The 21,396-nt window shown below is 65.0% G+C and carries 19 protein-coding genes; 7 read left to right on the top strand and 12 right to left on the bottom strand.

From position 1 onward, the window contains the following. Window positions 1-19: 19 nt before the first annotated feature. Complete coding sequence (locus ACVIGA_RS31985) at window positions 20-484, bottom strand: hypothetical protein (RefSeq protein WP_456669121.1); 465 nt, start codon at window positions 482-484, stop codon at window positions 20-22. A 106-nt stretch (window positions 485-590) separates the two neighbouring features. Here ACVIGA_RS31985 and ACVIGA_RS31980 point away from each other — a divergent pair, with 106 nt between their 5' ends. From ACVIGA_RS31980 to ACVIGA_RS31955, 6 genes are all read left to right on the top strand, one after another. Beyond that, window positions 591-1,157, top strand: a complete 567-nt coding sequence (locus ACVIGA_RS31980) for a hypothetical protein (protein ID WP_456669120.1) — start codon at window positions 591-593, stop codon at window positions 1,155-1,157. Next, window positions 1,157-2,083 carry an acyl-CoA thioesterase gene (locus ACVIGA_RS31975; RefSeq protein ID WP_456669119.1) on the top strand — a complete coding sequence of 309 codons (927 nt, stop codon included), beginning with the start codon at window positions 1,157-1,159 and terminating at the stop codon, window positions 2,081-2,083. Before ACVIGA_RS31980 ends, ACVIGA_RS31975 begins: the two co-directional genes overlap by 1 nt. Before the next feature lie 211 nt (window positions 2,084-2,294). Then, entirely contained in the window at window positions 2,295-2,528 is a 234-nt protein-coding gene (locus ACVIGA_RS31970) for a hypothetical protein (RefSeq protein WP_456669118.1), read from the top strand. Between the two features lie 280 nt (window positions 2,529-2,808). Then, the gene (locus tag ACVIGA_RS31965) at window positions 2,809-5,139 is read left to right on the top strand and encodes a TonB-dependent siderophore receptor (RefSeq protein ID WP_456670936.1); all 2,331 of its coding nucleotides are present in this window, start codon (window positions 2,809-2,811) and stop codon (window positions 5,137-5,139) included. 1 nt (window position 5,140) lies between these two features. Beyond that, entirely contained in the window at window positions 5,141-6,166 is a 1,026-nt protein-coding gene (locus ACVIGA_RS31960) for an extracellular solute-binding protein (RefSeq protein WP_456669117.1), read from the top strand. Beyond that, on the top strand, window positions 6,159-7,376 hold the full coding sequence (locus tag ACVIGA_RS31955; protein WP_456669116.1) for a PepSY-associated TM helix domain-containing protein: 1,218 nt from the start codon (window positions 6,159-6,161) through the stop codon (window positions 7,374-7,376). Before ACVIGA_RS31960 ends, ACVIGA_RS31955 begins: the two co-directional genes overlap by 8 nt. 9 nt (window positions 7,377-7,385) lie before the next feature. Here the strand turns inward: ACVIGA_RS31955 and ACVIGA_RS31950 are convergent, their stop codons facing one another. The 3 genes from ACVIGA_RS31950 to ACVIGA_RS31940 all read right to left on the bottom strand — a co-directional run bounded on the left by ACVIGA_RS31950 (window position 7,386) and on the right by ACVIGA_RS31940 (window position 9,766). After that, window positions 7,386-7,664, bottom strand: coding sequence for a DUF4269 domain-containing protein (locus tag ACVIGA_RS31950; protein ID WP_456669115.1), 279 nt, complete (start codon window positions 7,662-7,664; stop codon window positions 7,386-7,388). Beyond that, the gene (locus ACVIGA_RS31945; RefSeq protein ID WP_456669114.1) at window positions 7,654-7,911 is read right to left on the bottom strand and encodes a DUF4269 domain-containing protein; all 258 of its coding nucleotides are present in this window, start codon (window positions 7,909-7,911) and stop codon (window positions 7,654-7,656) included. Before ACVIGA_RS31945 ends, ACVIGA_RS31950 begins: the two co-directional genes overlap by 11 nt. A gap of 226 nt (window positions 7,912-8,137) precedes the next feature. Then, window positions 8,138-9,766: an isocitrate lyase gene (locus ACVIGA_RS31940; RefSeq protein WP_456669113.1), complete on the bottom strand. Its 1,629-nt coding sequence runs from the start codon at window positions 9,764-9,766 to the stop codon at window positions 8,138-8,140. Window positions 9,767-9,910: 144 nt separating this feature from the next. Between ACVIGA_RS31940 and ACVIGA_RS31935 the strand changes: the two genes are divergently transcribed. Next, window positions 9,911-11,350 carry a helix-turn-helix domain-containing protein gene (locus ACVIGA_RS31935; protein WP_342727198.1) on the top strand — a complete coding sequence of 480 codons (1,440 nt, stop codon included), beginning with the start codon at window positions 9,911-9,913 and terminating at the stop codon, window positions 11,348-11,350. Window positions 11,351-11,359: 9 nt separating this feature from the next. Here ACVIGA_RS31935 and serA read toward each other — a convergent pair whose 3' ends face one another. The 8 genes from serA to ACVIGA_RS31895 form a co-directional block, all read right to left on the bottom strand. Beyond that, window positions 11,360-12,613, bottom strand: coding sequence for a phosphoglycerate dehydrogenase (serA, locus tag ACVIGA_RS31930; protein WP_456669112.1), 1,254 nt, complete (start codon window positions 12,611-12,613; stop codon window positions 11,360-11,362). Window positions 12,614-12,965: 352 nt separating this feature from the next. Further along, on the bottom strand, window positions 12,966-14,057 hold the full coding sequence (locus ACVIGA_RS31925) for an ABC transporter ATP-binding protein (RefSeq protein ID WP_456669111.1): 1,092 nt from the start codon (window positions 14,055-14,057) through the stop codon (window positions 12,966-12,968). Between the two features lie 80 nt (window positions 14,058-14,137). After that, window positions 14,138-15,577 (bottom strand): extracellular solute-binding protein, encoded by a 1,440-nt coding sequence (locus tag ACVIGA_RS31920; RefSeq protein WP_456670935.1) that lies wholly within the window; start codon window positions 15,575-15,577, stop codon window positions 14,138-14,140. Window positions 15,578-15,626: 49 nt separating this feature from the next. Then, window positions 15,627-16,664, bottom strand: a complete 1,038-nt coding sequence (locus ACVIGA_RS31915) for a carbohydrate ABC transporter permease (RefSeq protein ID WP_456669110.1) — start codon at window positions 16,662-16,664, stop codon at window positions 15,627-15,629. Next, on the bottom strand, window positions 16,661-17,536 hold the full coding sequence (locus tag ACVIGA_RS31910; RefSeq protein ID WP_176533088.1) for a carbohydrate ABC transporter permease: 876 nt from the start codon (window positions 17,534-17,536) through the stop codon (window positions 16,661-16,663). Before ACVIGA_RS31910 ends, ACVIGA_RS31915 begins: the two co-directional genes overlap by 4 nt. 7 nt (window positions 17,537-17,543) lie before the next feature. After that, window positions 17,544-18,467, bottom strand: a complete 924-nt coding sequence (locus tag ACVIGA_RS31905; RefSeq protein ID WP_456669109.1) for a ribokinase — start codon at window positions 18,465-18,467, stop codon at window positions 17,544-17,546. A 4-nt stretch (window positions 18,468-18,471) separates the two neighbouring features. Next, window positions 18,472-18,927 (bottom strand): RbsD/FucU family protein, encoded by a 456-nt coding sequence (locus ACVIGA_RS31900; protein ID WP_456669108.1) that lies wholly within the window; start codon window positions 18,925-18,927, stop codon window positions 18,472-18,474. An 80-nt stretch (window positions 18,928-19,007) separates the two neighbouring features. Further along, complete coding sequence (locus tag ACVIGA_RS31895; protein WP_456669107.1) at window positions 19,008-21,395, bottom strand: aldehyde dehydrogenase family protein; 2,388 nt, start codon at window positions 21,393-21,395, stop codon at window positions 19,008-19,010. Window position 21,396: the final 1 nt, after the last annotated feature.

The raw sequence follows: 21,396 nt of genomic DNA, 5'->3' as shown, positions 1-21,396 counted from the left end.
TCCGACCGACCGAACCGGCTCAAACATAAGGACAAGAACAATGCTGACAGCCCAGGACGATCTTATCGGCCACCAGACGCCGCAGCCGTTTGCCAAGGCCGGCGGCGGCGATGCCAGGTTCACCGAGCGCTACTGGTACACCGCGCATCCGATCGATGGCAGCGAACTGCTGATCGACATCGGGCTCGGCTATTACCCGAACCGCAACGTGATGGACGGATTCGCCGGCATCACCATCGGCCGCCGCCAGCACAATTTCCGCGCCTCGCGCCGGCTCGGGACGCGCCCGCTGGAGACAGAGGTCGGCGGCCTCAGGATCGAAATCGTCGAGGGCAACAGCCTGCACAGGGTCTCGCTCGCCGACAATCCGTCCGGCATCAGCTTTGAGCTCGAATTCAAGGCAAGCTTCCCGGCGGCGCAGGAGAAGCAGAATTTTCGCGAGCGCAACGGGGTCATCGAGGAGGACCTCGCGCGCGTCTCGCAATTCGGCCGTTGGCGCGGCTGGATCGTCGCCGACGGCAAGCGCTACGACATTGCGCCCGAACTATGGTGGGGACAGCGCGACCGCTCCTGGGGGCCTGCGCTCCGAGATGCGCACCGACGAGACCAGGCAGCCGGTTGCAACCCATCGCAATTTCTTCTGGACCTGGTCGATGTTCCAGTTCGAGACGTCGGCGCTGTCGGTCTTCATCAAGGAGCGCACGCCCGGCAAGCCGCATTACCTCTCGGGCACCGAGTTCCGCCGCGAAGCCGACGGATCGGTTTCGCATCGCGAGGTGACCTCGGTCGAACACAAGATCGAATGGGCCGCCGATCCGCTCGGCCAGACCATCGCGGTGGCCGACTTCACCTTCGTCTTCGAGCGCGGCGAACCGCGCCATGTCAGAATGCGTGGGTTGCCGATCCGATTTTATCTCAAGGCCGGCATGTATGGCGGCCTGCAAGGCTGGACCCATGGCGACGACCGCGGCGAGAACCACGCCGCGCACGACATCTGGAACCTCGACGACGCGGCGACGCGCGCCGTCGCGCGCACGCTGTCGGACCATGTCGTCCGACTCGAAAGCGGCAACGAGACCGGATTCGGCATCAGCGAATACGGCGTCGCCGCCGGCTATCCGCTCTATCCGGGACCGCAGAAATTCCCGGCGATGTGATGGACGGGCAAGGCAAGCGCGTCGCGGAAGGGCACGACGCCGCGTGCGATCCGTGGGACGACAAGGCGGCCGAGGCGCTGGTCTCGCTCGAGACCATCGCACCGCTGCGCTATCGCAGCCGCTTCGGTGACGGCAATCTCAACGGACGCTCTTACGGCGGCCAGATCCTCGGCCAGGCCATGATGGCCGCAACACTCAGCGCGCCGGAAGATCGCCCGGCGGCGATGCTGCAGCTGTTGTTCCTGCGCGGCGCCGATCCCGCCCGGCGCATCACCTTTGACACGCAGGTTCTGCAGGACGGCAAGCGGTTCTCCTCCCGCCATATCGTCGGCAGCCAGGGCGACGGACGTACCGTCGTGAGCGCGCAGGCTACGTTCTGCGCAGCCCAGCCGGGCCCACGACACGCAGCGCCGTTCGCGCCGTCGGAAGATCCCGAAAGCCTGCCCGATCTGACCATGATCCCCGACGGGCTGATGGCGCAGTTGCGGCCGCTCGGTCCTTATTCGCCGCACGTCAAGCCCAGCATGGATTTCCGCATCCCCGAGATCGAACGTCAGCTCTGGGCCGCGACGGCAGGGCCGCGCCTGCGCTTCTGGATCAGATGCCGGCGGCCACTCGCCGCCGGTTCCCGCGCCCAGGCAGCGGTGTTCGCCTATCTCTCGGATTGGTGGCTCAATTTCTCCAGCGTCGGCGGCCATCTCCGCGACTTGCAGGCGCGCGCGCCGCTCTATCTGTCGAGCCTCAACCATTGCATCTGGTTTCATCGTGCATTTTCGCCCGACGCCTGGATGCATGTCGAAACCGAGAGCCCCTGCGCCGATGGCGGCCGCGGGCTGTCGATCGCCCGCGTCCATGACCGCGATGGGTCGATGCTTGCGACCTCGATCCAGGAAACCCTGATGGTGCATCCGGATGGCGATGCATAGGTCACGCTGCAACAGTTGAGACGGCGCCGTGATCGCGGCTGAGTTGCAGCCGCTGTTGATCACCGGTTCCATGACCTGTTGAATCCCGGCAACACCGCCGGACAAAATGCGCAATTGTGCAGATTGCGCGTCTTGAACCACGACTGTGCCGCATCTCGGTCCAATCCTGCCTGCGGATGGCGCAACAAAAACACGATTGGGGAAAACCACCATGCAGCAGGCACCGTCGGGCGCACGGAGCGCGGAACCGTCCGGATATGTTCTCTACTTCCAGCTTGCCAGCAATGGCGCGAGACGCGCGTGCAGTCTGACGATCCAGGCGGAAAGCGCCAACGAGGCGGCGCGGATCTTCCGCGAGAACTGGAGCGCGATCGAATCGATGGCGCGCGACGGCGTCAGCACGGGAATGGTCGGCACGGCACCCGTCAGCCTGGCGATGTCGTGAGGCGCGTCGCGCCCTACACGAGCGATCCTACGCTTGAGGCGTGACAGGATAACGACCGCTCACTTCAGACCAGGATCGCGCGACCATTTGACGCGCTGACGGCACATCAAGTCATGAGATGAGGGGCTCGCGCACACACGCGAGCCTCGTTGCGTCTTAGAACGATTCAAATCCAATCCGGTTAGAGGGATTCAAGTCTGCTCCGGTTCTTTTCGCGCGCGCCGACTGCTAGAGGCGCGGCGTGAATGAGTTCGCGTGAATCGGAAGTGCAAGAGTGCCTGTGAATGCTGATGGCCGGATTGTCGGCGACCGTCGAAATGCTGCCGACAAGGGCCGCACCCCTCTGCTGATCGGCGCAGCATTCCTCTTCGCCGACGTCTCCTCCGCGGTGAAGCCGGCAAGCGCCCAATCGAGCGTCCCCTTGCCGCCGGTCACGGTCGAGCAACCGACGCAGAAGCGCAAGCCCGCCGCCGCTGCGAAGCCGGCGCAGCGAACGCAGTCGGCCGCCGCGGCACGGCTGCGCAGCCGGAATGCGCAACCGGCGCCACCGACAGCTTCGGAGCGCGCGGCTGCTGGCGCCGCCGTGCTGAATGAAGCCAAGCTGCACTATCGTGCGATGCCGAGCTCGACCACCCTGCGCAGCGGCGCCTCGCCGCTCGACACCGCGCAAACGGTCAACGTCGTGCCAGAGCAGGTGCTGAAGGACCAGTTGCCGCGCAATCTCGACGACGCGCTCGCCAACGTCAGCGGCGTCACCCAGGCCAACACGCTGGCCGGCACCCAGGATGCGGTGATGCGCCGCGGCTTCGGCGACAACCGCGACGGCTCGATCATGCGCAACGGCATGCCGCTGGTGCAGGGCCGCAGCCTCAACGCTGCGGTCGAGAGCGTCGAGGTGCTGAAAGGCCCGGCGTCGCTGCTCTACGGCATCATGGATCCCGGCGGCATCGTCAACACGATCAGCAAGCGCCCCGAACTCTATCAGCACGGCTCGGTGACCCTGCTCGGCTCGACCTACGCCAACAACAAGAGCGGCGCCGACGGCACCATCGACATCACCGGCCCGATCGGCAATGGCGGCCTCGCCTACCGTTTCATCGGCTATGGCGTGAGCGAGGACTATTGGCGCAATTTCGGGCGCCATCGCGAAATGCTGGTGGCGCCGTCGCTGGCCTGGTACGGCGACAACACCACGGTCCAGCTCAACTACGAGCACCGCGAATTCATCACGCCGTTCGACCGCGGCACCGCGTTCGATTCCGTGACCAAGGCGCCGCTGGCAATCCCGGCGACGCGCCGGCTCGACGAGCCCTTCAACAACATGTGGGGCAATTCGGACCTGATCCAGGCCTCGGTCGAGCATCGGCTGAACCAGGACTGGAAGCTGTTTGCGGCCTACAGCTACAACACCGAGACATTCAGCGCCAACCAGCTCCGTATCACCGGCATCAACACCAAGACCGGCGCCGAGACCCGCAGCAATGACGGCACACAGGGTTCGCTCAGCAATTCGAGCTACGGCACCTCCTATCTGCAGGGCAATGTCTGGCTCGGCGGTTTCCGCAACGAAGTCCTGTTCGGCGGCGACGGCCAGTATCGCACGATCTACCGCGACAATCTGATCCGGCAAGCGACCCCGAGCTTCAACTTCTATGACCCGGTCTATGGTCTGATCACGCCGGGCACCACGGTGTCCGCCGCCGACAGCGCGCAGACCGACAAGCTCGGCCAGTGGTCGCTGTTCTTCCAGGACACGATGCACCTGACCGAGCGCTTCGCGCTGGTCGGCGGCGTGCGCTACATGGAATACGACCAGATCGCGGGCAAGGGACGGCCATTCATCACCAACACCAACGTCTCGCAGGACAAGGCGCTGCCGCTCGGCGGCGCGATCCTCAAGCTCACCGACGAGGTCTCGCTCTATGCGAGCTACACCCAGTCGCTGAAGCCGACTTCGACCATTGCACCGCTCACCGGCGGCGTCGTGATCGGCTCCAATATCGCGCCCGAAGAGGGCACCCAGTGGGAGACCGGCGTCAAGTTCGACTTCAACAAGCGGATCTCCGGCACGCTTGCGCTTTACGACATCGACAAGAAGAACGTGCTGGTCTCGCAGCTCAACCCTGCGACAAGCATTGTCGAGTATCGCACCGCCGGCAAGGTTCGCTCGCGCGGCGTCGAACTCGACGTCACCGGCCGGCTGACCGACAACTGGAGCATGATCGGCAGCTATGGCTATACCGATGCGCGCGTCACCGAAGATCCGGTGCTCGTCGGCAAGGCGCTGCAGAACGTCGCGCTCGACACCGCCTCGCTCTATCTGGTCTATGATTTCGGCACCACCCTGCCCGGCCGGCTGCGTCTCGGCGGCGGCGCGCGCTATGTCGGCGACCGGCCCGGCGATGCCGCGAACAGCTTCGTGCTGCCGGCCTATACCGTCGCTGATGTCTTTGCGACCTACGAGACCAAGGTCCAGACGTTCCCGGTGGTCTACCAGTTCAACGTCAAGAACCTGTTCGACACCGTCTACTATCCCTCTGCTGTCAGCAATCTGGCCGTGGCGATGGGCGACGCGCGGCGCTTCTCGCTGTCGGCGACGGTGAAATTCTAGCATGGCTACGGCACGGACAGCGATCGGACTGCTGGCTGTCCTGGCCGCGCTCACGTGCGCCTGCACCCCGGTTCGCGCCGACGAACTCACGCTCTACTCGACCCGCGAAGCCAATCTGGTCGAGCCTGTCGTCGCGGCGTTCACGGCGGCGACAGGCACCAAGGTCAACACCGTCTTTGTCGAGGACAGCCTGGTCAAGCGCCTGACATCCGAGAGCGACAATTCACCCGCGGATGTCCTGCTCACCATCGGCCTCGACAAGACGACCCAGCTTGCCGCGCGCGGGCTGACGCAGGCGATTGCATCTCCTGCGCTTGACCAGGCGATTCCGGCGAACCTGCGCGGCGGCGACGGCCAGTGGATCGCGCTCGCCATCCGTCCACGTGTGGTGTTCGCACGCAAGGACAGCCCCCTCGCCGCGATCACCTACGAAGAACTCGCCGACCCAAAATGGCGCGGCAAATTGTGCATGCGGCCGGCCGTGCACCAGAACAATATCGCGCTGGTCGCGGCCTATCTCACGCATCACGGGACAGATGCGACGGAGCGCTGGCTCGCCGGGCTGAAGGCCAATCTCGCCCACAAGCCGGCCGGCAAGGACAATGACGTGGTCCGCGAGATCGCGGAAGGACACTGCGACATCGGCATCGGCAACACGGTGGCGCTCGCGCAGCTCCGCGACGGCCGCGAGGGCAATGACTGGCGCGCATGGGCGGACGCCGTGAAGGCGGTGCCGACCGCATTCGCGGGCGGCGGCAGTCATGTCAACCTGGCCGGCGCGGCGATCGCCCGGCACGCGCCGCATCCGGCCGCGGCACGCGCCTTCCTCGAATTCCTCGTCACAACCGAGGCCCAGACGATCTTCTCCACCGCCGAGCTAGAATACCCCGTGCTGGCGACCGCAAAGCCGGCCCCGATTGTCGAAGGAATCGGATCGTTCGCCGCAGATGCCCTCCCGATCGACGAGATCGCCGCGCAGCAGGCGGCCGCAATCGCACTGATCCGAAAGGCCGGATTCGATGAATAATGTCCGCCGCCCGATCAAGGCCGCGCTGCTGCAGATCCATTCCCTCGCCGGCCTGGCGCTGGCGCTGCTGTGGGCCGTGGTCGGCCTCACCGGCGCGACGATGGCCTTCGAGGACGAGATCGAGGCCACCCTGAACAGCCACATCATGCGCGTCGACGCCAGTGCGACGCGGCGGCTGACGCCGGATGAATTGGTCGCACGGCTGCAGTCGGCCGGTGACTTCGGCAGAGCCTCCGCCGTGACGATGGCAAGCGACCCGTCAGCGGCCGCTCGGATCCGCTTCGCCCGCAGTGAAGTCGGCACGCGGCCGTCCTCGGTCTATGTCGATCCCTATAACGGACATGTGCTCGGCTCGCCGCGCGGCGAGGACTTCTTCGCCACTGTCCGCAAGCTGCATCGCTGGCTGCTGTTGCCCGGCGACGGCAATGGCATTGGCCGCAAGATCACCGGGGCAGCCGCGATCTGCCTGATCGTGATGCTGATATCAGGCCTCGTGCTGCGCTGGCCGCATCGCGCGCGCAGCGTGAAGATGTGGCTGAAGCCAAATCTCGGCCTGCGCGGGCGCGGCCTGCACCGCTCGCTGCACGCCGTGATCGGCACCTGGGTGCTGCCGGTCTATCTGGTGATGACGCTGACCGGCCTGTGGTACTCGTTCGAGTGGTACAAGGCCAGCGCCAACTGGCTGCTGGCGCGGCCGCAAGCCACGGCGACCGCGATGCAGCCCAAGCCGCCGCGCGGCGCGGCTGCCGCAGCGGACAAGGGCGAAGCCGGGATCGAAGCGAAGAGCGGCGAGATAAAGCCGCTCGCCTTCGATCGGGTCTGGACCACGTTCCTGCAGCAAGAGAATAACGATTACGGAAGGGCCCTGCTGACGCTGCCGGCCGGCGCGGGCACGGTGGTGCGCGTGCGGTCATGGTCGCGGGATTCCTCGCTCGAGAGCGTGCGCGACGAATTCCGGATCGATGCCGTCACCGGACGCGTCATCTCGTCGGATCGCTACGCCGACAAGACGTTCGGCGAGCGCGTTCTTGCCGGGGTGCTCGACATCCATCGCGGCGCCATCCTGGGGTGGCCCGGCAAGCTCGCCTTCATGCTGGCCGCCGCCATGATGCCGCTGTTCGCCGTGACCGGCCTGCTGCTTTATCTGTCGCGCCGCAGGCACCGGCGCCTCGCGCGCCAGCCGATGGGTCACCTCGTTCCGGGCGAATGAACCTCGCGATCAGCCGAGGCCGCACGCCGCGAGCCGGGCGCACAACTCCGCGTCCGTTTCAGCCGCGAGTTCGAGCAACCCATGATAGGGATCGCCCGGTATCCCGAGCACGGCGGCAAACGCCGGCTCGGTCTTGAGGCCATCTGCCCGCAACTTGCCGACGGCTCGCCGCAGCCGTCCGTCGTCAAGCGCGAGCAGCCGCCGCTCCACCTCGAAATGGATCCAGCCCCGCTGCTGGCGCACGGGAAGCTGATCGCCGAACAGTTCGAACGGCCAGCTATCCCACACAAAGCGCAATCGCCGGCCGCGTTCCCGAGGTCCATCGGTAGAGCACGAAATCATCGGCCGATTGATAGTGGGACCAAACGATGTCCGCGAACGCGTTCGGAGCCGGCGCATGACAGACGATATCGACGTCGCTGCCCGGCACGGCAAGGCCTAGCGGCAGCGTTCCGACGATACGGGGATCGAACGGCCTGAGCAGCTCCATCACGGCGGAGCTGGTGACGGCGGATGCATAGTGCCCGATAGTCATCGCGTGGCGTGCCCTCGAGATCGCGGCGAGGCAATACCACGCTCGCGTGGAATGAGGGAACCTCGACAAGCGGGGCGAAGCCTGACGGGAACAACCTTGTAAACGCTGCGGGGCGATTTCGACCGCGTCACCGCGGTCGAAATCGCCCCGCTAAACGAGCAGACAGGCGGGACTGCCTCGCAATCCCGCCTGTCCAGCCGATAGTCGCTTTGGCCCGTTCGATCGACTAGCCGAACTGGTTCATTGTGTTGTGGGCGCCGCCCGCCTTGAGGGCAGCCTCACCGGCGAAGTACTCCTTGTGATCGTCGCCGATGTCGGAGCCCGCCATGTTCTGATGCTTCGCACAGGCGATGCCCTGACGGATCTCCGCGCGCTGCACGTTCTTGACGTAGCCAAGCATGCCCTGTTCGCCGAAATACTCCTTCGCGAGATTGTCGGTCGACAGTGCAGCCGTGTGATAGGTCGGCAGCGTGATCAGATGGTGGAAGATGCCGGCGCGCTTGGCCGAATCCGCCTGGAAGGTACGGATACGCTCGTCGGCCTCGATCGCCAGCGGCGTGCCGTCGTATTCCACCTTCATCAGTTCGGCGCGGTTGTACTTGCTGACATCCTTGCCGGCTTCCTTCATCGCGTCGTAGACCTGCCAACGGAAGTTGAGGGTCCAGTTGAACGACGGCGAGTTGTTGTAGGCCAGCTTCGCGTTCGGAATGACCTTGCGGATGCGATCGACCATGCTGGCGATCTGCTCGATATGCGGCTTCTCGGTCTCGATCCACAGCAGGTCGGCGCCGTTCTGCAGCGAGGTGATGCAGTCGAGCACGCAGCGATCCGCACCGGTGCCGGGACGGAACTGGTAGAGGTTGCTGGGCAGCCGCTTCGGACGCATCATCTTGCCGTTCTGGCTGATGATGACGTCGCCGTTGCGCGCATTGGCAGCTGTCACTTCCTCGCAGTCGAGGAAGCTGTTGTACTGGTCGCCGAGGTCGCCGGGCTTGTGGCTCACGGCGATCTGCTGCGTCAGGCCGGCGCCGAGCGAGTCGGTACGGGTCACGATGATGCCGTCTTCGACGCCGAGCTCGAGGAACGCATGGCGGCAGGCGCGGATCTTCGCGATGAACACCTCGTGCGGCACGGTGACCTTGCCGTCCTGGTGGCCGCACTGCTTCTCGTCGGAGACCTGGTTCTCGATCTGCAGGGCGCATGCACCCGCCTCGATCATCTTCTTGGCAAGCAGGTAGGTCGCCTCGGCATTGCCGAAGCCGGCGTCGATGTCGGCGATAACAGGCACGACGTGGGTCTGGAAGTTGTCGATCTTCTCGATCAACGCCTTCTCCTTGGCCTTGTCGCCTTCCTTGCGCGCCGCATCGAGCGCGCGGAAGGTATCATTGAGCTCACGGGAATCCGCCTGGCGCAGGAAGGTGTAGAGCTCTTCGATCAGCGCCGGCACCGAGGTCTTCTCGTGCATCGACTGGTCGGGCAGCGGACCGAACTCGGAACGCAGCGCCGCAATCATCCAGCCGGACAGATAGAGGTAGCGGCGATCGGTATTGCCGAAGTGCTTCTTGACCGAGATCAGCTTCTGCTGCGCGATGAAGCCGTGCCAGCAACCGAGCGACTGGGTGTACTTGGTGCTGTCGGCATCATAGGCGGCCATGTCGGCGCGCATCAGCGCAGCCGTGTAGCGGGCGACATCCAGACCGGTCTTGAAGCGGTTCTGCAGGCGCATACGCGCCACGGCCTCGGCGGTGACGCCGTTCCAGGTGTCCTTGGTCTTGAGCAGCGCTTCGGCCGCCTCAAGCTCGCTCTGATACGAAGCCGGCCCCTGGATGCTGATCCCGCGCGGTTGGAAGTTCATGTCCGTGATCCCTTCGGTGACGAAATAACTGGTCTCTTTGTAAGCCCAGCCTCACCGGGAGCTAGACCTGGCGCGGAAAACTTGTCATAACTTACAAGAAACTGATGTATTGTTGTAAGAATCTTACAAACCTTGGATGAGGCAATGGTAACCTCAAGCGCCCGTTCCGTTTTCATGGGTCCGCGGCTGCGGCGGCTGCGGCGCGATCTCGGGCTGACCCAGGCCGACATGGCGGCCGACCTCGAAATCTCCGCCCCCTACGTCGCGCTGCTGGAACGCAATCAGCGGCCGGTGACGGCGGACATGCTGCTTCGCCTGGCCCGCACCTACAAGATCGATCTGGCCGATCTCGCCGGCGACGGCGGCGCCGATCACACCGCGCGCATGCAGTCGGTTTTGAAGGAACCGATGTTTGCCGACATCGACATCCCGGCGCTCGAGGTCAGCGACCTCGCGGTCAGCTATCCCGGAATGACCGAAGCGTTCCTGCGCCTTTACACCGCCTATCGCGAAGAGCAGCTGGCACTTGCGGAGCGACGGGCTCCGGACCTGGTGGGTGGCGGGTCGCACCCGGGTCAGGAGAATTTTGACGCCAACGATCCCGTCGCGGAGGTCCGGCGATTCCTCGCCGCCCGCCGCAACAATTTTGCCAACCTCGACGATGCGGCCGAGCGTCTCGTCCACGAACCGGCCGGACCAGCCGGATTTATCGAGCGGCTTCGCGAACGTCACAAACTCCAGGTCCGCTACCTGCCGCCGAACGTCATGCTTGGTTCGGTCAGGCGATTGGATCTCCATCGCCGACAATTGCTGCTCGAAGATTCGCTCGATACCGCAGGTCTCAATTTTCAGCTGGCGAAGCAACTCGCTTATCTGGAGCTGGAAGGCGAGATCAGCGCGGCGGTGGAAGACGGCAAGTTCACCAGCAAGAGCGCCGAGTTGCTGGCCCGCCGCGCGCTCGCAGCCTATGCCGCGGCCGCGCTCATCATGCCGTATTCCGTGTTTGCGAAGGCGGTCGAGACGCGGCGTTACGATCTGGAGGCGCTGGCGCGCCAATTCGGCACCAGCTTCGAGCAGATCGCGCACCGCGTGACGACGTTGCAGCGGCCAGGCCTCGAGAAAGTGCCATTCTTCCTGATCCGCGTCGATCCGGCCGGCAACATCTCCAAGCTGCTCGATGGCGCCGGGTTTCCGTTTGCGAAACATGGCGGCGCGTGTCCGCTATGGTCGGTGCACGATATCTTCAAGACGCCGCGCCAGATCGTCACGCAATGGCTGGAATTGCCCGACGGCCAGCGGTTCTTCTCGATCGCCCGCACCGTGACCGCCGGCGGCGGCGCGTTCGGCGCCATCCGCGTCGAGCGGGCGATTGCGATCGGCTGTGCCGCCGAGCATGCGGGCCAGCTGATCTACACCCGTGACGGACAGGGACCGAACGCGGATGAGCCGACCCCGATCGGCGTCGCCTGCCGGGTCTGCCATCGCCCGAGATGCGCGGCCCGGTCGGCACCGCCGATCGGACGCGAGATTCTTCCCGACGATTTCAGAACCTCGAGCGTCCCGTTCGGCTTCTCGGCCGATTGACGCGGCCGATCAACCCTGCGGCCGGTTCGCGTCATACAGCACCCGCACGCGGATCGTGCCGTCAATGTCTTTCAAATCGGCCAGCAGTCCCTCGCCCTCACCGCCGACAACGTCGGTCTCGAGCACGACATAGCCGACTTCCGGATCGGTCTGGAGATATTGCGCCAGGATGTTGATCCCGTGCCGGGAGACCGCGTCGTTGACCTGACGCATGACGCCCGGAACATTGCGGTGAACATGGATGAAACGGGTGCCGGTCGGTCGCGCTGGCAATTGCACCTGCGGAAAATTGACCGCCCCGAAGGTCGACCCGACGTCCGAATAATCGATCAGCTTGCGCGCAACTTCGCCGCCGATGCGATCCTGCGCCTCTTCCGTCGAACCGCCGACATGCGGCGTGAGGATGACGTTGGGCAGCCCCTGCAACGGCGAGACAAAGCGCGCCTCGTTCGACACCGGTTCGACCGGAAACACGTCGACTGCGGCGCCCGCCAGCCGGCCCTCACGCAGGGCGCTCGCCAGCGCGTCGAGATCGACCACGGTGCCGCGCGAGTTGTTGATCAGATAGGCCTCGGGCTTCATCAGCTGGAGCTGGGCTGCGCCGATCATGTTGGCGGTGGTCGGCGTCTCCGGCACATGCAGCGAGACGACGTCGCTCGCTGCGAGCAACGCGTCAAGCGACTCGGCAGGCTCGGTATTGCCATGGCGGAGCTTGTCGGTCTGATCGAAATAGATCACGCGCATACCCATGGCTTCCGCGAGGTTCGACAGCTGCGAGCCGATGTTGCCGTAGCCGACGATGCCGAGCGTCTTGCCACGCACTTCGCGGCTGCCTTCGGCGGACTTGTCCCAGCCGCCGGCATGTGCGGAGACCGAACGCGGAAAGATCCGGCGGAACAGCATGACGATCTCGGCGATGGTCAGCTCCGCCACGCTGCGGGTGTTGGAGTATGGCGCGTTGAATACGGGGATTCCGAGCTTTCGCGCGGCGTCGAGATCCACCTGATTGGTGCCGACCGAAAAGCAGCCGACAACGAGCAATCGGTCGGCGGCCTCCAGGATCTCCGCGGTCAACTGGGTCCGCGACCGAATTCCCAGCATATGGATGCCCGACAGCGCTTGCTTGAGCTCTTTGGGCCCCAGCGCCTTGGGCAGACGTTGCAACTCGGTATAGCCGTTCGCCTCGAACATCCGGACTGCAGAATCATTCACGCCCTCCAGCAGCAGCACGCGTATTTTGGTCTTGGGCAGCGACAGCATCATCAGGATCCGGGCTCGTGGGTTCGGGCAAGTCATGCACGAACGCAGTTTCGACGGATCAGGTGATAACATGGAAAACAATCGCATCAGAAGCCGCCATCGGCGGCACGTCCTGCGATTTCCGATGAAGCCCGCTCGATCGGCGCGCCCAGATGCAGGAGCAGGAACCGATTCAGCCAAATGTCCTGCCAATTCGCCGGCGAAGCCCCTGTAGCGGCTCCCAAGGCGTTCAAACGCCCGCTCCGGCTCACCGGCTGGAGGTCAGTCAAACTCGGCGCCGAGGGTTATGTCCGGAGCGCTGGCCTCACTTCCCCGGTTCCGGTGCCCGCAAGCCTGTTACCGTCGCCAGAGCAGATCAGGAAATCGCCATCCCTGACGTCTTGTCGAACAAATGCGTTCGCTCAAGATCGAGCGCGACGTCGACGACGTGATCCGGCTCCGCGGCGACGCCAACCGGCATTTGCGCGGTGAACGCAAAGCCCGCGACCGTCCCGATCACCAGCGTATGCGGCCCCAGCGGCTCCACGTCCTTCACAAGCAACCGGACGGAAGAACCCTCCGCCGCGCCCTGCCGCAACACATGATCGGGCCGCACGCCGAGCACCACGGGCTTGCCGACGCTTGCTGCGTAGGCCGCCTCGCGGGACTTCGGTATGCGCAAAGCCGTGCCGGATGGGGCGGTGAAGGTGAGCGCGCCGTCGCTGGCAATGATCTCACCATCGATGAAGTTCATGCTGGGCGCGCCCATGAAGCCCGCGACGAACAGATTGCTGGGCTTCTCGTAGATTGTAATGGGATCGGCCGCCTGCTCGATCCGGCCTTTGTTCATCACCACGACGCGATCGGCCATCGTCATGGCTTCGACCTGGTCGTGCGTGACATAGACGATCGTCTTGGCGAGACGGCGATGCAGCGCCTTGATCTCGGTCCGCATCTCGATGCGGAGCTTGGCGTCGAGATTTGACAATGGCTCGTCGAACAGAAACACATCCGGGCTGCGCACGATGGCGCGGCCGATCGCCACGCGCTGGCGCTGCCCGCCGGAAAGCTGCTTGGGCCGCCGTTGCAGGTACTGTTCCAGGTCAAGGACGCGTGCCACGTCGTTGACGGCCTTTTCGATGCTGGCGCGCGATTCACCGCGCACCTTCATGCCGTAACCGATGTTCTCGCCGACCGTCATGTGCGGATAGAGCGCGTAGTTCTGGAACACCATCGCGCAATTGCGCAAGCCGGGCCGCAACTGGGTGACGTCGCGGTTGCCGATCCGGATGGTGCCGCCGGTGACGGCCTCCAGTCCCGCGATCATGCGCAATGTCGTGGTCTTGCCGCAGCCGGACGGGCCGACCAGCACGACAAACTCCTCGTCGGCCACGTTGAGGTCGAGCCCTTCGATGATCTTGTAGGGCCCGTATGCCTTGCTGACGTTCTCGATCTCGACGTGCGCCATGGAATCCTTTTCCGTCCCTTCGACGGCTAGTCAAGCCCCGGATGACGCTCGCGCATCATCCGGGACGTCTCACTGGAAAGCTAGTTCTTGGGCGGGAGGCCCATCGCCGCGCGATAGGCGGCGAGCTGCTTGGCCCGGCCGAACTCGTCGGTCAGGCGATTCCATTCCTTCGCCATCGCGTCGAGCGCCGCTTGCGGCGTGGTCTGGCCGGCCAGCGCCTTGCCGAGCTCTATCTCCACCACCTCGGTGTAGGAGAAATAGCCGGGCAGACGCATGTCGAGCGCGACGTTCTTGGCGTTGATGGAATCCGACTGCGCGCCGAGATATTCCTTGGCCTCTTCCGGCGAGAAGATCTTGCTCCACAGTTGCAGATTGGCGGTGTGCGATTTGCGATAGGGATTGACGCCGCTGCCGCCGGTGATCGCCGCCTGGCCCGACACCTCGGGGCTCGTCAGCGTCTTGACGAAGTCCCACGCCGCCTGCTGGTTCTTGCCGGCCTTCGGCACCGCGATCTGCCAGCCGCCGAACGCCATGAACGGGCCCGGAAGTACGCTCGGGAACTTGTCCCACTTCTTGGTCTTGGCATTCCAGATCTCGTCCGAGCCGGGCAGCATCGCCGAGCCGACCTTGCCGGAAATCTTCGACTGCTTCGGGTCGGCCGCGATCACACCGGTGTCGCCCCAGCCGATCGATTCTGCCACCTGGCCACCGGCCACGGCCGCGTTCACTTCGCCGAACGAGAAGTTCAGCGCGTTGGGCGGCCCGAGCTTCGATGCCCGGATGTATTCCTCGAGCCCCTTCACCCAGCCCGGGTTGTTGATCTGCGCGTCCATCGTCTCGGGGTCGAAGAACATCGCGCCCGGATAGTTCGGACTGTTCGCGTAGGCCGCCGCATGGCTGAAGAAGAACCAGAACTGCTGACCGCCGCGACGAAACGCTTCCGCCGTTCCCCACAGGCCCTTGTCGGGCCGCTGGAAGAACTCCGCGATGTCGAGATACTGCTTCCAGGTCTTCGGCGGCGCGAGGTCGTAGCCGTATTTGGCCTTGAACGCGTCCTTCTCCTTGGGATCGCTGAACAGGTCGGTGCGGTACGTATAGGTGTGGACGTCGCCGTCCATCGATTGCGAGTAGATCTTGCCTTCCCACACCATCAGGCGTTCGCGATAAGCCGGCTCGATATCGTCCCAATCCTTGCCGGACTGCATCTCCTTCGGCATCTCGCTGAGATAGGGGACGAAATCCGGCAGCCAGGCCGGCGCGAAGCTGACCAGATCGAACGTCGCGTCCGACGCCGTGAGCGATGTCGCGATCTTCGGATAGAGTTCGGACCATGGAAACTCGACGACATTGACCTTGCCGCAGGTCTTCTTGGCCCATTCGTCCGCGCCGAGCTTGAGCGCGGACGCGATATACGGTCCGGTCTGCGACGCCACCGTCAGGGTGACGCCGGTGTAATCCGGACTACAAGCAGCATTCGCCTGGCTCGCGGCACAGGCCATCGCGAGCGAGGTGGTCAGCATCAGGAACGTCCGTCGCAACATCGTCTAGTCCTCCCTACAAGGTTTTTTGCTATTTGATGGCCCCGAGCAGCAGGCCCGACCGCATCATCCGGCTGAGCAGGCCCGCCATGATCATCATGGGAACGATTGCGACGAGCGCCGCAGCCGAGATCGCCCACCATTCGTCGCCGCGCTGGCTGTTCTGTCCCGCCACCAGGATAGGCAGCGTCTGCCATCTGGAATTAGTCAGGAACAGCGCGAACAGAAACTCATTCCAGACGAAGGCCAGCGTGATCATGAACGTCGCCAGCAGCCCGTTCATCGACATCGGCACTACGATGCCGAAGAAGATGCGCCAGCTCGGCACGTTGTCGACCATCGCCGCTTCTTCGACCTCGATCGGCACCGCCTCGAAGAAGTCGCGCATCAGCCAGACGACGATCGGCAGCGAGAAGGCGACATAGCACAGCGTAAGGCCGACGAAGCTGTCGATCAGCTGGAAGCCGAGCCGACCGATCTCGCTGTAGAGCAGATACAGCGCGAAGGCTGTCACGATCGGCGGGAACATGCGCTGGCTGACGAACCAGAACAGGATGTCCTCATTGCCGAGGATCGGCCCGGGCAACGGCAGCCGATTGGCGGCGACGGCAGCGATCAGCGCGATTGGAAACGCGAGCAACAGCGCCTGCGGGCGGGTCAATCCGAACGTCGCGTTGAAGAACAGATAGCCGCCGAGCGCGAGCAGGAAGAACAGGAGACCCGCGCCAAGGCGTACCTTGAACTCGAACCGCACCAGCGCGTAGGCCGCCATTGCGCCGATCGCGGTGGCGATGGCCGCCGCCGACAGGCCGACGATGGTCGAATTCAGGAACGTGTGGAAGAACTCGCCGCGGATTCCCTGATAGAGATCGATGAACGGCTGCAAGGTCGGCGTGAAGTCGATGAACGGCAGATAGGTCGGCCCGCCGACCACGCCCGGCGGCGTCTTGAACGCGGTGACGACCACCCAATAGAGCGGAAACACCGTGATCAGGCACCAGACGAGGACGCCGACCGTAACCAGGCGGCGGCTCCATGGCGACAGTCCGGTCAAGCCCTGCCCGCTCATCGGCGCTTCTCCAGATGAGGCCGCAGCAGCGCCAGATAGGTGACGCCGATGATCGTGATCGCGATCAGGAACAGGAAGCTGAGCGCCGACGTGTAGCCAAGATTGAACTTCTTGAAGCCTTCCTGATAGGCGAACAAGGTCAGCGTCTCGGTATCCACGCCCGGACCGCCGCCCGTCATCACGAACACCGTGTCCATGATCTTGTAGCTCTCGATCAGGCGGATGAAGACGATCGCGGCAGAGATCGGCAGCAGCATCGGAAAGGTGATGCCCCAGAACTGCTGCCAGGCGCTCGCATTCTCGAGCTCGGCAGCCTCGTAGACGTCTTCGGGCAGCGTTTGCAGGCCGGCCAGCATCATCAGGATCACGAACGGGGTCCACTGCCAGACCTCGACCGCGATGATGCAGGCGAGCGCCCAATGTCCATTGGTGAGGAACGGCAGGTTGACCAGGCCGAACTTCGACAGAAACTGGTTGAGCGGCCCCATCGTCGGGTTGAACATCATGCGCGCGACCAGCGCGACTGCGACGGGCGCGAGCAGCATCGGCAGCAGCAAGGCGACACGAAACAGCCGCTCGCCCGGCACGCGCGCGTTCAGCGCCAGCGCGACACCGAAACCAATCGCGTATTGCAGCCCGACGGCGATGAAGGCAATCAGCGTCGTGGTGTAGATCGCGTTCCAGAACCGCGGCTCCTGCAACAGTGTCGCATAGTTGCCAAGCCAGACCACCCGCGGCGGGATCGGCGGGATCAGGCGATAGCTCAGGAAGCTCGTGGTGAGCGAATAGATCAGCGGAAAGATCGAGATCGCCAGCACGACGAGCACCGCCGGCCAGATGAAGACATGCTTGATCGGATCGTTCCGCATCATCGCGCGATCATCCCTTCAGCAGCGCGTCGATTTCCGCGCGCCACGGCATCGCGGGGGCGGTGCCCGGTCGCGTCACCGAGATTCCCGCGGTGGCCGAACCGAACCGCGCAGCCTCAAGCGGGTCGACGCCATCCGCGAGCGCCGCCGCGAAACCGCCGACGAAGGCGTCGCCCGCGCCGGTGGTCTCGACCACCTTGCCGGCGGCGAAGGGCGGCACGTGCAGCGAGCGATCCCGCGTATGAAACAACGCGCCGCGCTCGCCGAGCGTGATCAGCGCCGTGCCCGCGCCTTTCGCCAGCAACGCATCGCCGGCGCGGCGGGCACCGGCGAGATCGCTCACCGCGATGCCGGTCAACCCTTCAGCTTCCGTCTCGTTGGGGACGACATAATCGCAGAGCGCAAACAGGCCAGAGTCGAACTTGATCGCCGGCGCGGGATTGAACACGGTGATGCTGCCGGCGGCGCGTGCGATCTCGAGCCCGCGCCGCGCCGCATCGACCGGCTGCTCGAGCTGCGTCACGAACACGCTGGAGTCGCGAATGGCGTCCGCCACCGCATCGACATCGGCCGGGCCGATCCCGCCTGCTGCGCCCGGCACCACGATGATCGCGTTATCGCCGCGCGTCTCGTGGACATAGATGAACGCAGCTCCGGTCGGCGCGTCCGCCGTCCTGGCCACGCGCGGCCGGATTCCCTCAGCCTCCCAGGTCTTGATCGCAAGCTCGCCGAAGGCGTCGTTGCCGATGCGCGAGATGAAGCTCACGCTGGCGCCGGCCCGCGCGGCCGCGACAGCCTGGTTGGATCCCTTGCCGCCCGGCCCCATCGCGAATCCCGAGCCGGCGATGGTCTCGCCGATCGCCGGCATGTTGCCGGCGCGGAACGCCAGGTCGACGACGAAGACGCCGAGGACGGCGACGCCATTCTTGCTCATATCGTCACTCCCCGTCCGGCGCGATCACGCCTTTGCTGAACAGGAAGCAGCCGTAGAAGCGCCGCTCGCCGGTCGCGATCACGCAATAGGCCGTTTTGGCCTTCTCGTAGAAGGCATGGCGCTCAACGCCGACCAGCGGCCAGGATCTTCCCTCGGCGCGATCGATCGCGGCCTGCACCTCGCGCTGCACCGGCGGCACTTCCTGAGCTTGGCCGACGATCTCCATGCGGATCGCGGCATCGTCGACGAACGTGTCGAGCGCCATCACCGAGAGCACGGCCTCGACCGCCTTGGCGGCACTCACATTGTCGATGCGGAGCAGCTTGCCATGCACGCTCTGGCGCGCGATCGAGTCGGCCGGAAAATTGGTGTCGCACACCACCAGGCGATCGCCGTGCCCCATCGCCCGCAGGGCGTAGAGCACGTCGGCATTGAGCAGTGGATTGATGCCCTTGAGCATGTTGCGTCCCTCCCTTGTCGTCAAACTAGCCGAACTCTGACGGTCCGGACCCCGATCGATATCACCGCAAGGTGACATCCCTAGTCGCCATATGGAATCCAGATGTTCTTCACCTGCACGGCATGGCGGAGCAGGATCGGGCCCTCGCTCGCGGCCTTGTCGTACCAGTCGAGCGCGAGGCCATGATCGACCAGCGTCCGCTTGAGATTGCCGATCGAATACCGTTCGGCCGCCGTCGAGGCGTCCTGCGACCCAAATGCCCAGAGCGCGTCGACATCGTCATGCTCGGCAAGGACCTTGACCAGTTCATCGCGATCGCCGGTGACGATGTTGACCACTCCGCCCGGGACGTCCGAGGTCTCGAGCACTTGGTAGAAGTCGGTCGCGGCGAGCGGATGCCGCTCGCTCGGCACCGCGACGACCCGGTTGCCCATCGCAACCAGCGGCGCGACCAGACTGATGAAGCCGAGCAGCGGCGCCTCGTCGGGACAGACGACACCGACCACGCCGATCGGCTCATGCATCGCCAGCGCCACGCCGCGCAGCGGCGGCGCGTGGATCGTGCCCTCGAATTTGTCGGCCCAGGCGCCATAGCTGAACAGCCGCTCGATGCTCGCATCGACCTCCGCGCGCGCCTTTGCTGCCGAGACGCCGGTCATGTCGGCGATCCGCCGGGCGAACTCGTCACCGCGCGCGGAAAGATTCTCGGCAAGATAGTAGAGGATCTGGGCGCGATTATGCGCCGTCGCCCGCGCCCAGCCCTCGGCGGAGCGCGCCGCCGCCACCGCATTGCGGATATCCTTGCGATTGCCCTCGCCTGCCTCGCCGAGACGGCGGCCCTTCGGCGAGAGCACTGCGCGTGAATAGTTGCCGTCCGGGCGCACCTGCTTGCCGCCGACGAACAGTTTTGCCGTTCGATCGATCGGCGGCACGTCGAAACCGGCGCTGGCGCCGGACGCCGTCGGCAGCGGCGCTGCCTTGGCCCTGGCCTTGCGCCCGCTCCAGGCCTTCGGCTTGAGATACTCATACATGCCTTCGCGGCCGCCCTCGCGGCCGAAGCCGGACTCGCGATAGCCGCCGAAGCCGACACTGGCGTCAAACAGATTGGTGGCATTGACCCAAACCACGCCGGCCAGGAGTTTCGGCGCGATGTCGAGCGCGAGTCCGATCGTCTCGCTCCACACGCTGGCGGCAAGGCCGTAGCGCGTGTTGTTGGCAAGCATCACCGCCTCGTCCGGCGTGCGGAACGTCATCGCCACCAGGACCGGACCAAAAATCTCTTCGGTAGCAACCGTCGACGACGGATGCACGTTCCAGAGCAGGGTCGGCGGATAAAAGCATCCTTCCGACGGCATCGTGCCGGACGCCTGATATTTCTCGGCGCCTTCCTTCACCCCGATCTCGACCAGCGACTTGATCCGCTCGAGCTGCACCGGCGCGACCACCGCGCCCATGTCGATCGCCTTGTCGAGCGGCATGCCGACGCGAAGCGTCTCCATGCGGCGGATCAGGCGCCTGCGGAAGGTCTCCGCAATGCCCTCCTGCAGCAACAGCCGCGAGCCGGCGCAGCACACCTGGCCCTGGTTGAACCAGATCGCATCGACCACGCCCTCCACCGCGCCGTCGATGTCGGCATCGTCGAACACGATGAACGGCGACTTGCCGCCGAGCTCCAGCGTCAGCGACTTGCCGGTGCCTGCAGTCGTCTGGCGGATCAACCGCCCGACCTCGGTCGATCCAGTGAAGGCGATCTTGTCGACGCCGGGACTTTCGACCAGCAGTGCACCGGTCGCGCCATCGCCGGTGACGACGTTGAGCACGCCCGGCGGCAGGCCGGCCTCGGCCGACAGCTCGGCGAACAGCAGCGCGGTGAGCGAGGTGAACTCGGCCGGCTTCAGCACCACCGTGTTGCCCGCGGCGAGCGCCGGCGCGATTTTCCAGGCCAGCATCAGCAGCGGGAAATTCCACGGAATGATCTGGCCGATCACGCCGATCGGCACCTGATCGGCGAATTCGCGGTCCTGCAACTGCGCCCAGCCCGCGTGATAGAGGAAATGGCGCGCGGCGAGCGGCACGTCGAGATCGCGGGTTTCCCGGATCGGCTTGCCGTTGTCGATCGCCTCCAGCACGGCGAACAGCCGGGCGTGACGCTGCAGCATGCGCGCCAACGCGTAGAGATGACGCGCGCGGCCGTGACCGCCGAGCTTTGCCCAGGCTGCCTGCGCGGTGCGCGCTGCGCTGACCGCGGCCTCGACATCGGTAGCGTCGCCCTGCGCGATGCGCGCCAGCGTTTTACCGGTGGCGGGCTCGGACGTCGTGAGGTGCTTGCCCGCGTGCGGCGCTGTGAATTTGCCGGCGATGAAATGCCCGAACGTGGCGTCATGCCGCGCCAGCCAGGCCCGCGCCTCGCCGTCCGCCTCGGGCGCGGGGCCATACTCCATGGTCTCGAAATAGCTTGCGACGCTCATC

This window comes from Bradyrhizobium sp. USDA 3240 (genome assembly GCF_054063295.1).
The sequence above is the reverse complement of the archived record's forward strand: the minus strand, read 5'-3'. Positions and strand labels throughout refer to the sequence as shown.

What these genes read in the sequence shown, in the direction of transcription:
- ACVIGA_RS31980 (WP_456669120.1), top strand. Translation starts at nt 591, where the DNA reads ATGCGCACCGACGAGACCAGGCAGCCGGTTGCAACCCATCGCAATTTC.
- ACVIGA_RS31975 (WP_456669119.1), top strand. Translation starts at nt 1,157, where the DNA reads ATGGACGGGCAAGGCAAGCGCGTCGCGGAAGGGCACGACGCCGCGTGC.
- ACVIGA_RS31970 (WP_456669118.1), top strand. Translation starts at nt 2,295, where the DNA reads ATGCAGCAGGCACCGTCGGGCGCACGGAGCGCGGAACCGTCCGGATAT.
- ACVIGA_RS31960 (WP_456669117.1), top strand. Translation starts at nt 5,141, where the DNA reads ATGGCTACGGCACGGACAGCGATCGGACTGCTGGCTGTCCTGGCCGCG.
- ACVIGA_RS31955 (WP_456669116.1), top strand. Translation starts at nt 6,159, where the DNA reads ATGAATAATGTCCGCCGCCCGATCAAGGCCGCGCTGCTGCAGATCCAT.
- ACVIGA_RS31945 (WP_456669114.1), bottom strand. Translation starts at nt 7,911, where the DNA reads ATGACTATCGGGCACTATGCATCCGCCGTCACCAGCTCCGCCGTGATG.
- ACVIGA_RS31940 (WP_456669113.1), bottom strand. Translation starts at nt 9,766, where the DNA reads ATGAACTTCCAACCGCGCGGGATCAGCATCCAGGGGCCGGCTTCGTAT.
- ACVIGA_RS31935 (WP_342727198.1), top strand. Translation starts at nt 9,911, where the DNA reads ATGGTAACCTCAAGCGCCCGTTCCGTTTTCATGGGTCCGCGGCTGCGG.
- serA (WP_456669112.1), bottom strand. Translation starts at nt 12,613, where the DNA reads ATGATGCTGTCGCTGCCCAAGACCAAAATACGCGTGCTGCTGCTGGAG.
- ACVIGA_RS31925 (WP_456669111.1), bottom strand. Translation starts at nt 14,057, where the DNA reads ATGGCGCACGTCGAGATCGAGAACGTCAGCAAGGCATACGGGCCCTAC.
- ACVIGA_RS31920 (WP_456670935.1), bottom strand. Translation starts at nt 15,577, where the DNA reads ATGCTGACCACCTCGCTCGCGATGGCCTGTGCCGCGAGCCAGGCGAAT.
- ACVIGA_RS31915 (WP_456669110.1), bottom strand. Translation starts at nt 16,664, where the DNA reads ATGAGCGGGCAGGGCTTGACCGGACTGTCGCCATGGAGCCGCCGCCTG.
- ACVIGA_RS31910 (WP_176533088.1), bottom strand. Translation starts at nt 17,536, where the DNA reads ATGATGCGGAACGATCCGATCAAGCATGTCTTCATCTGGCCGGCGGTG.
- ACVIGA_RS31905 (WP_456669109.1), bottom strand. Translation starts at nt 18,467, where the DNA reads ATGAGCAAGAATGGCGTCGCCGTCCTCGGCGTCTTCGTCGTCGACCTG.
- ACVIGA_RS31900 (WP_456669108.1), bottom strand. Translation starts at nt 18,927, where the DNA reads ATGCTCAAGGGCATCAATCCACTGCTCAATGCCGACGTGCTCTACGCC.
- ACVIGA_RS31895 (WP_456669107.1), bottom strand. Translation starts at nt 21,395, where the DNA reads ATGAGCGTCGCAAGCTATTTCGAGACCATGGAGTATGGCCCCGCGCCC.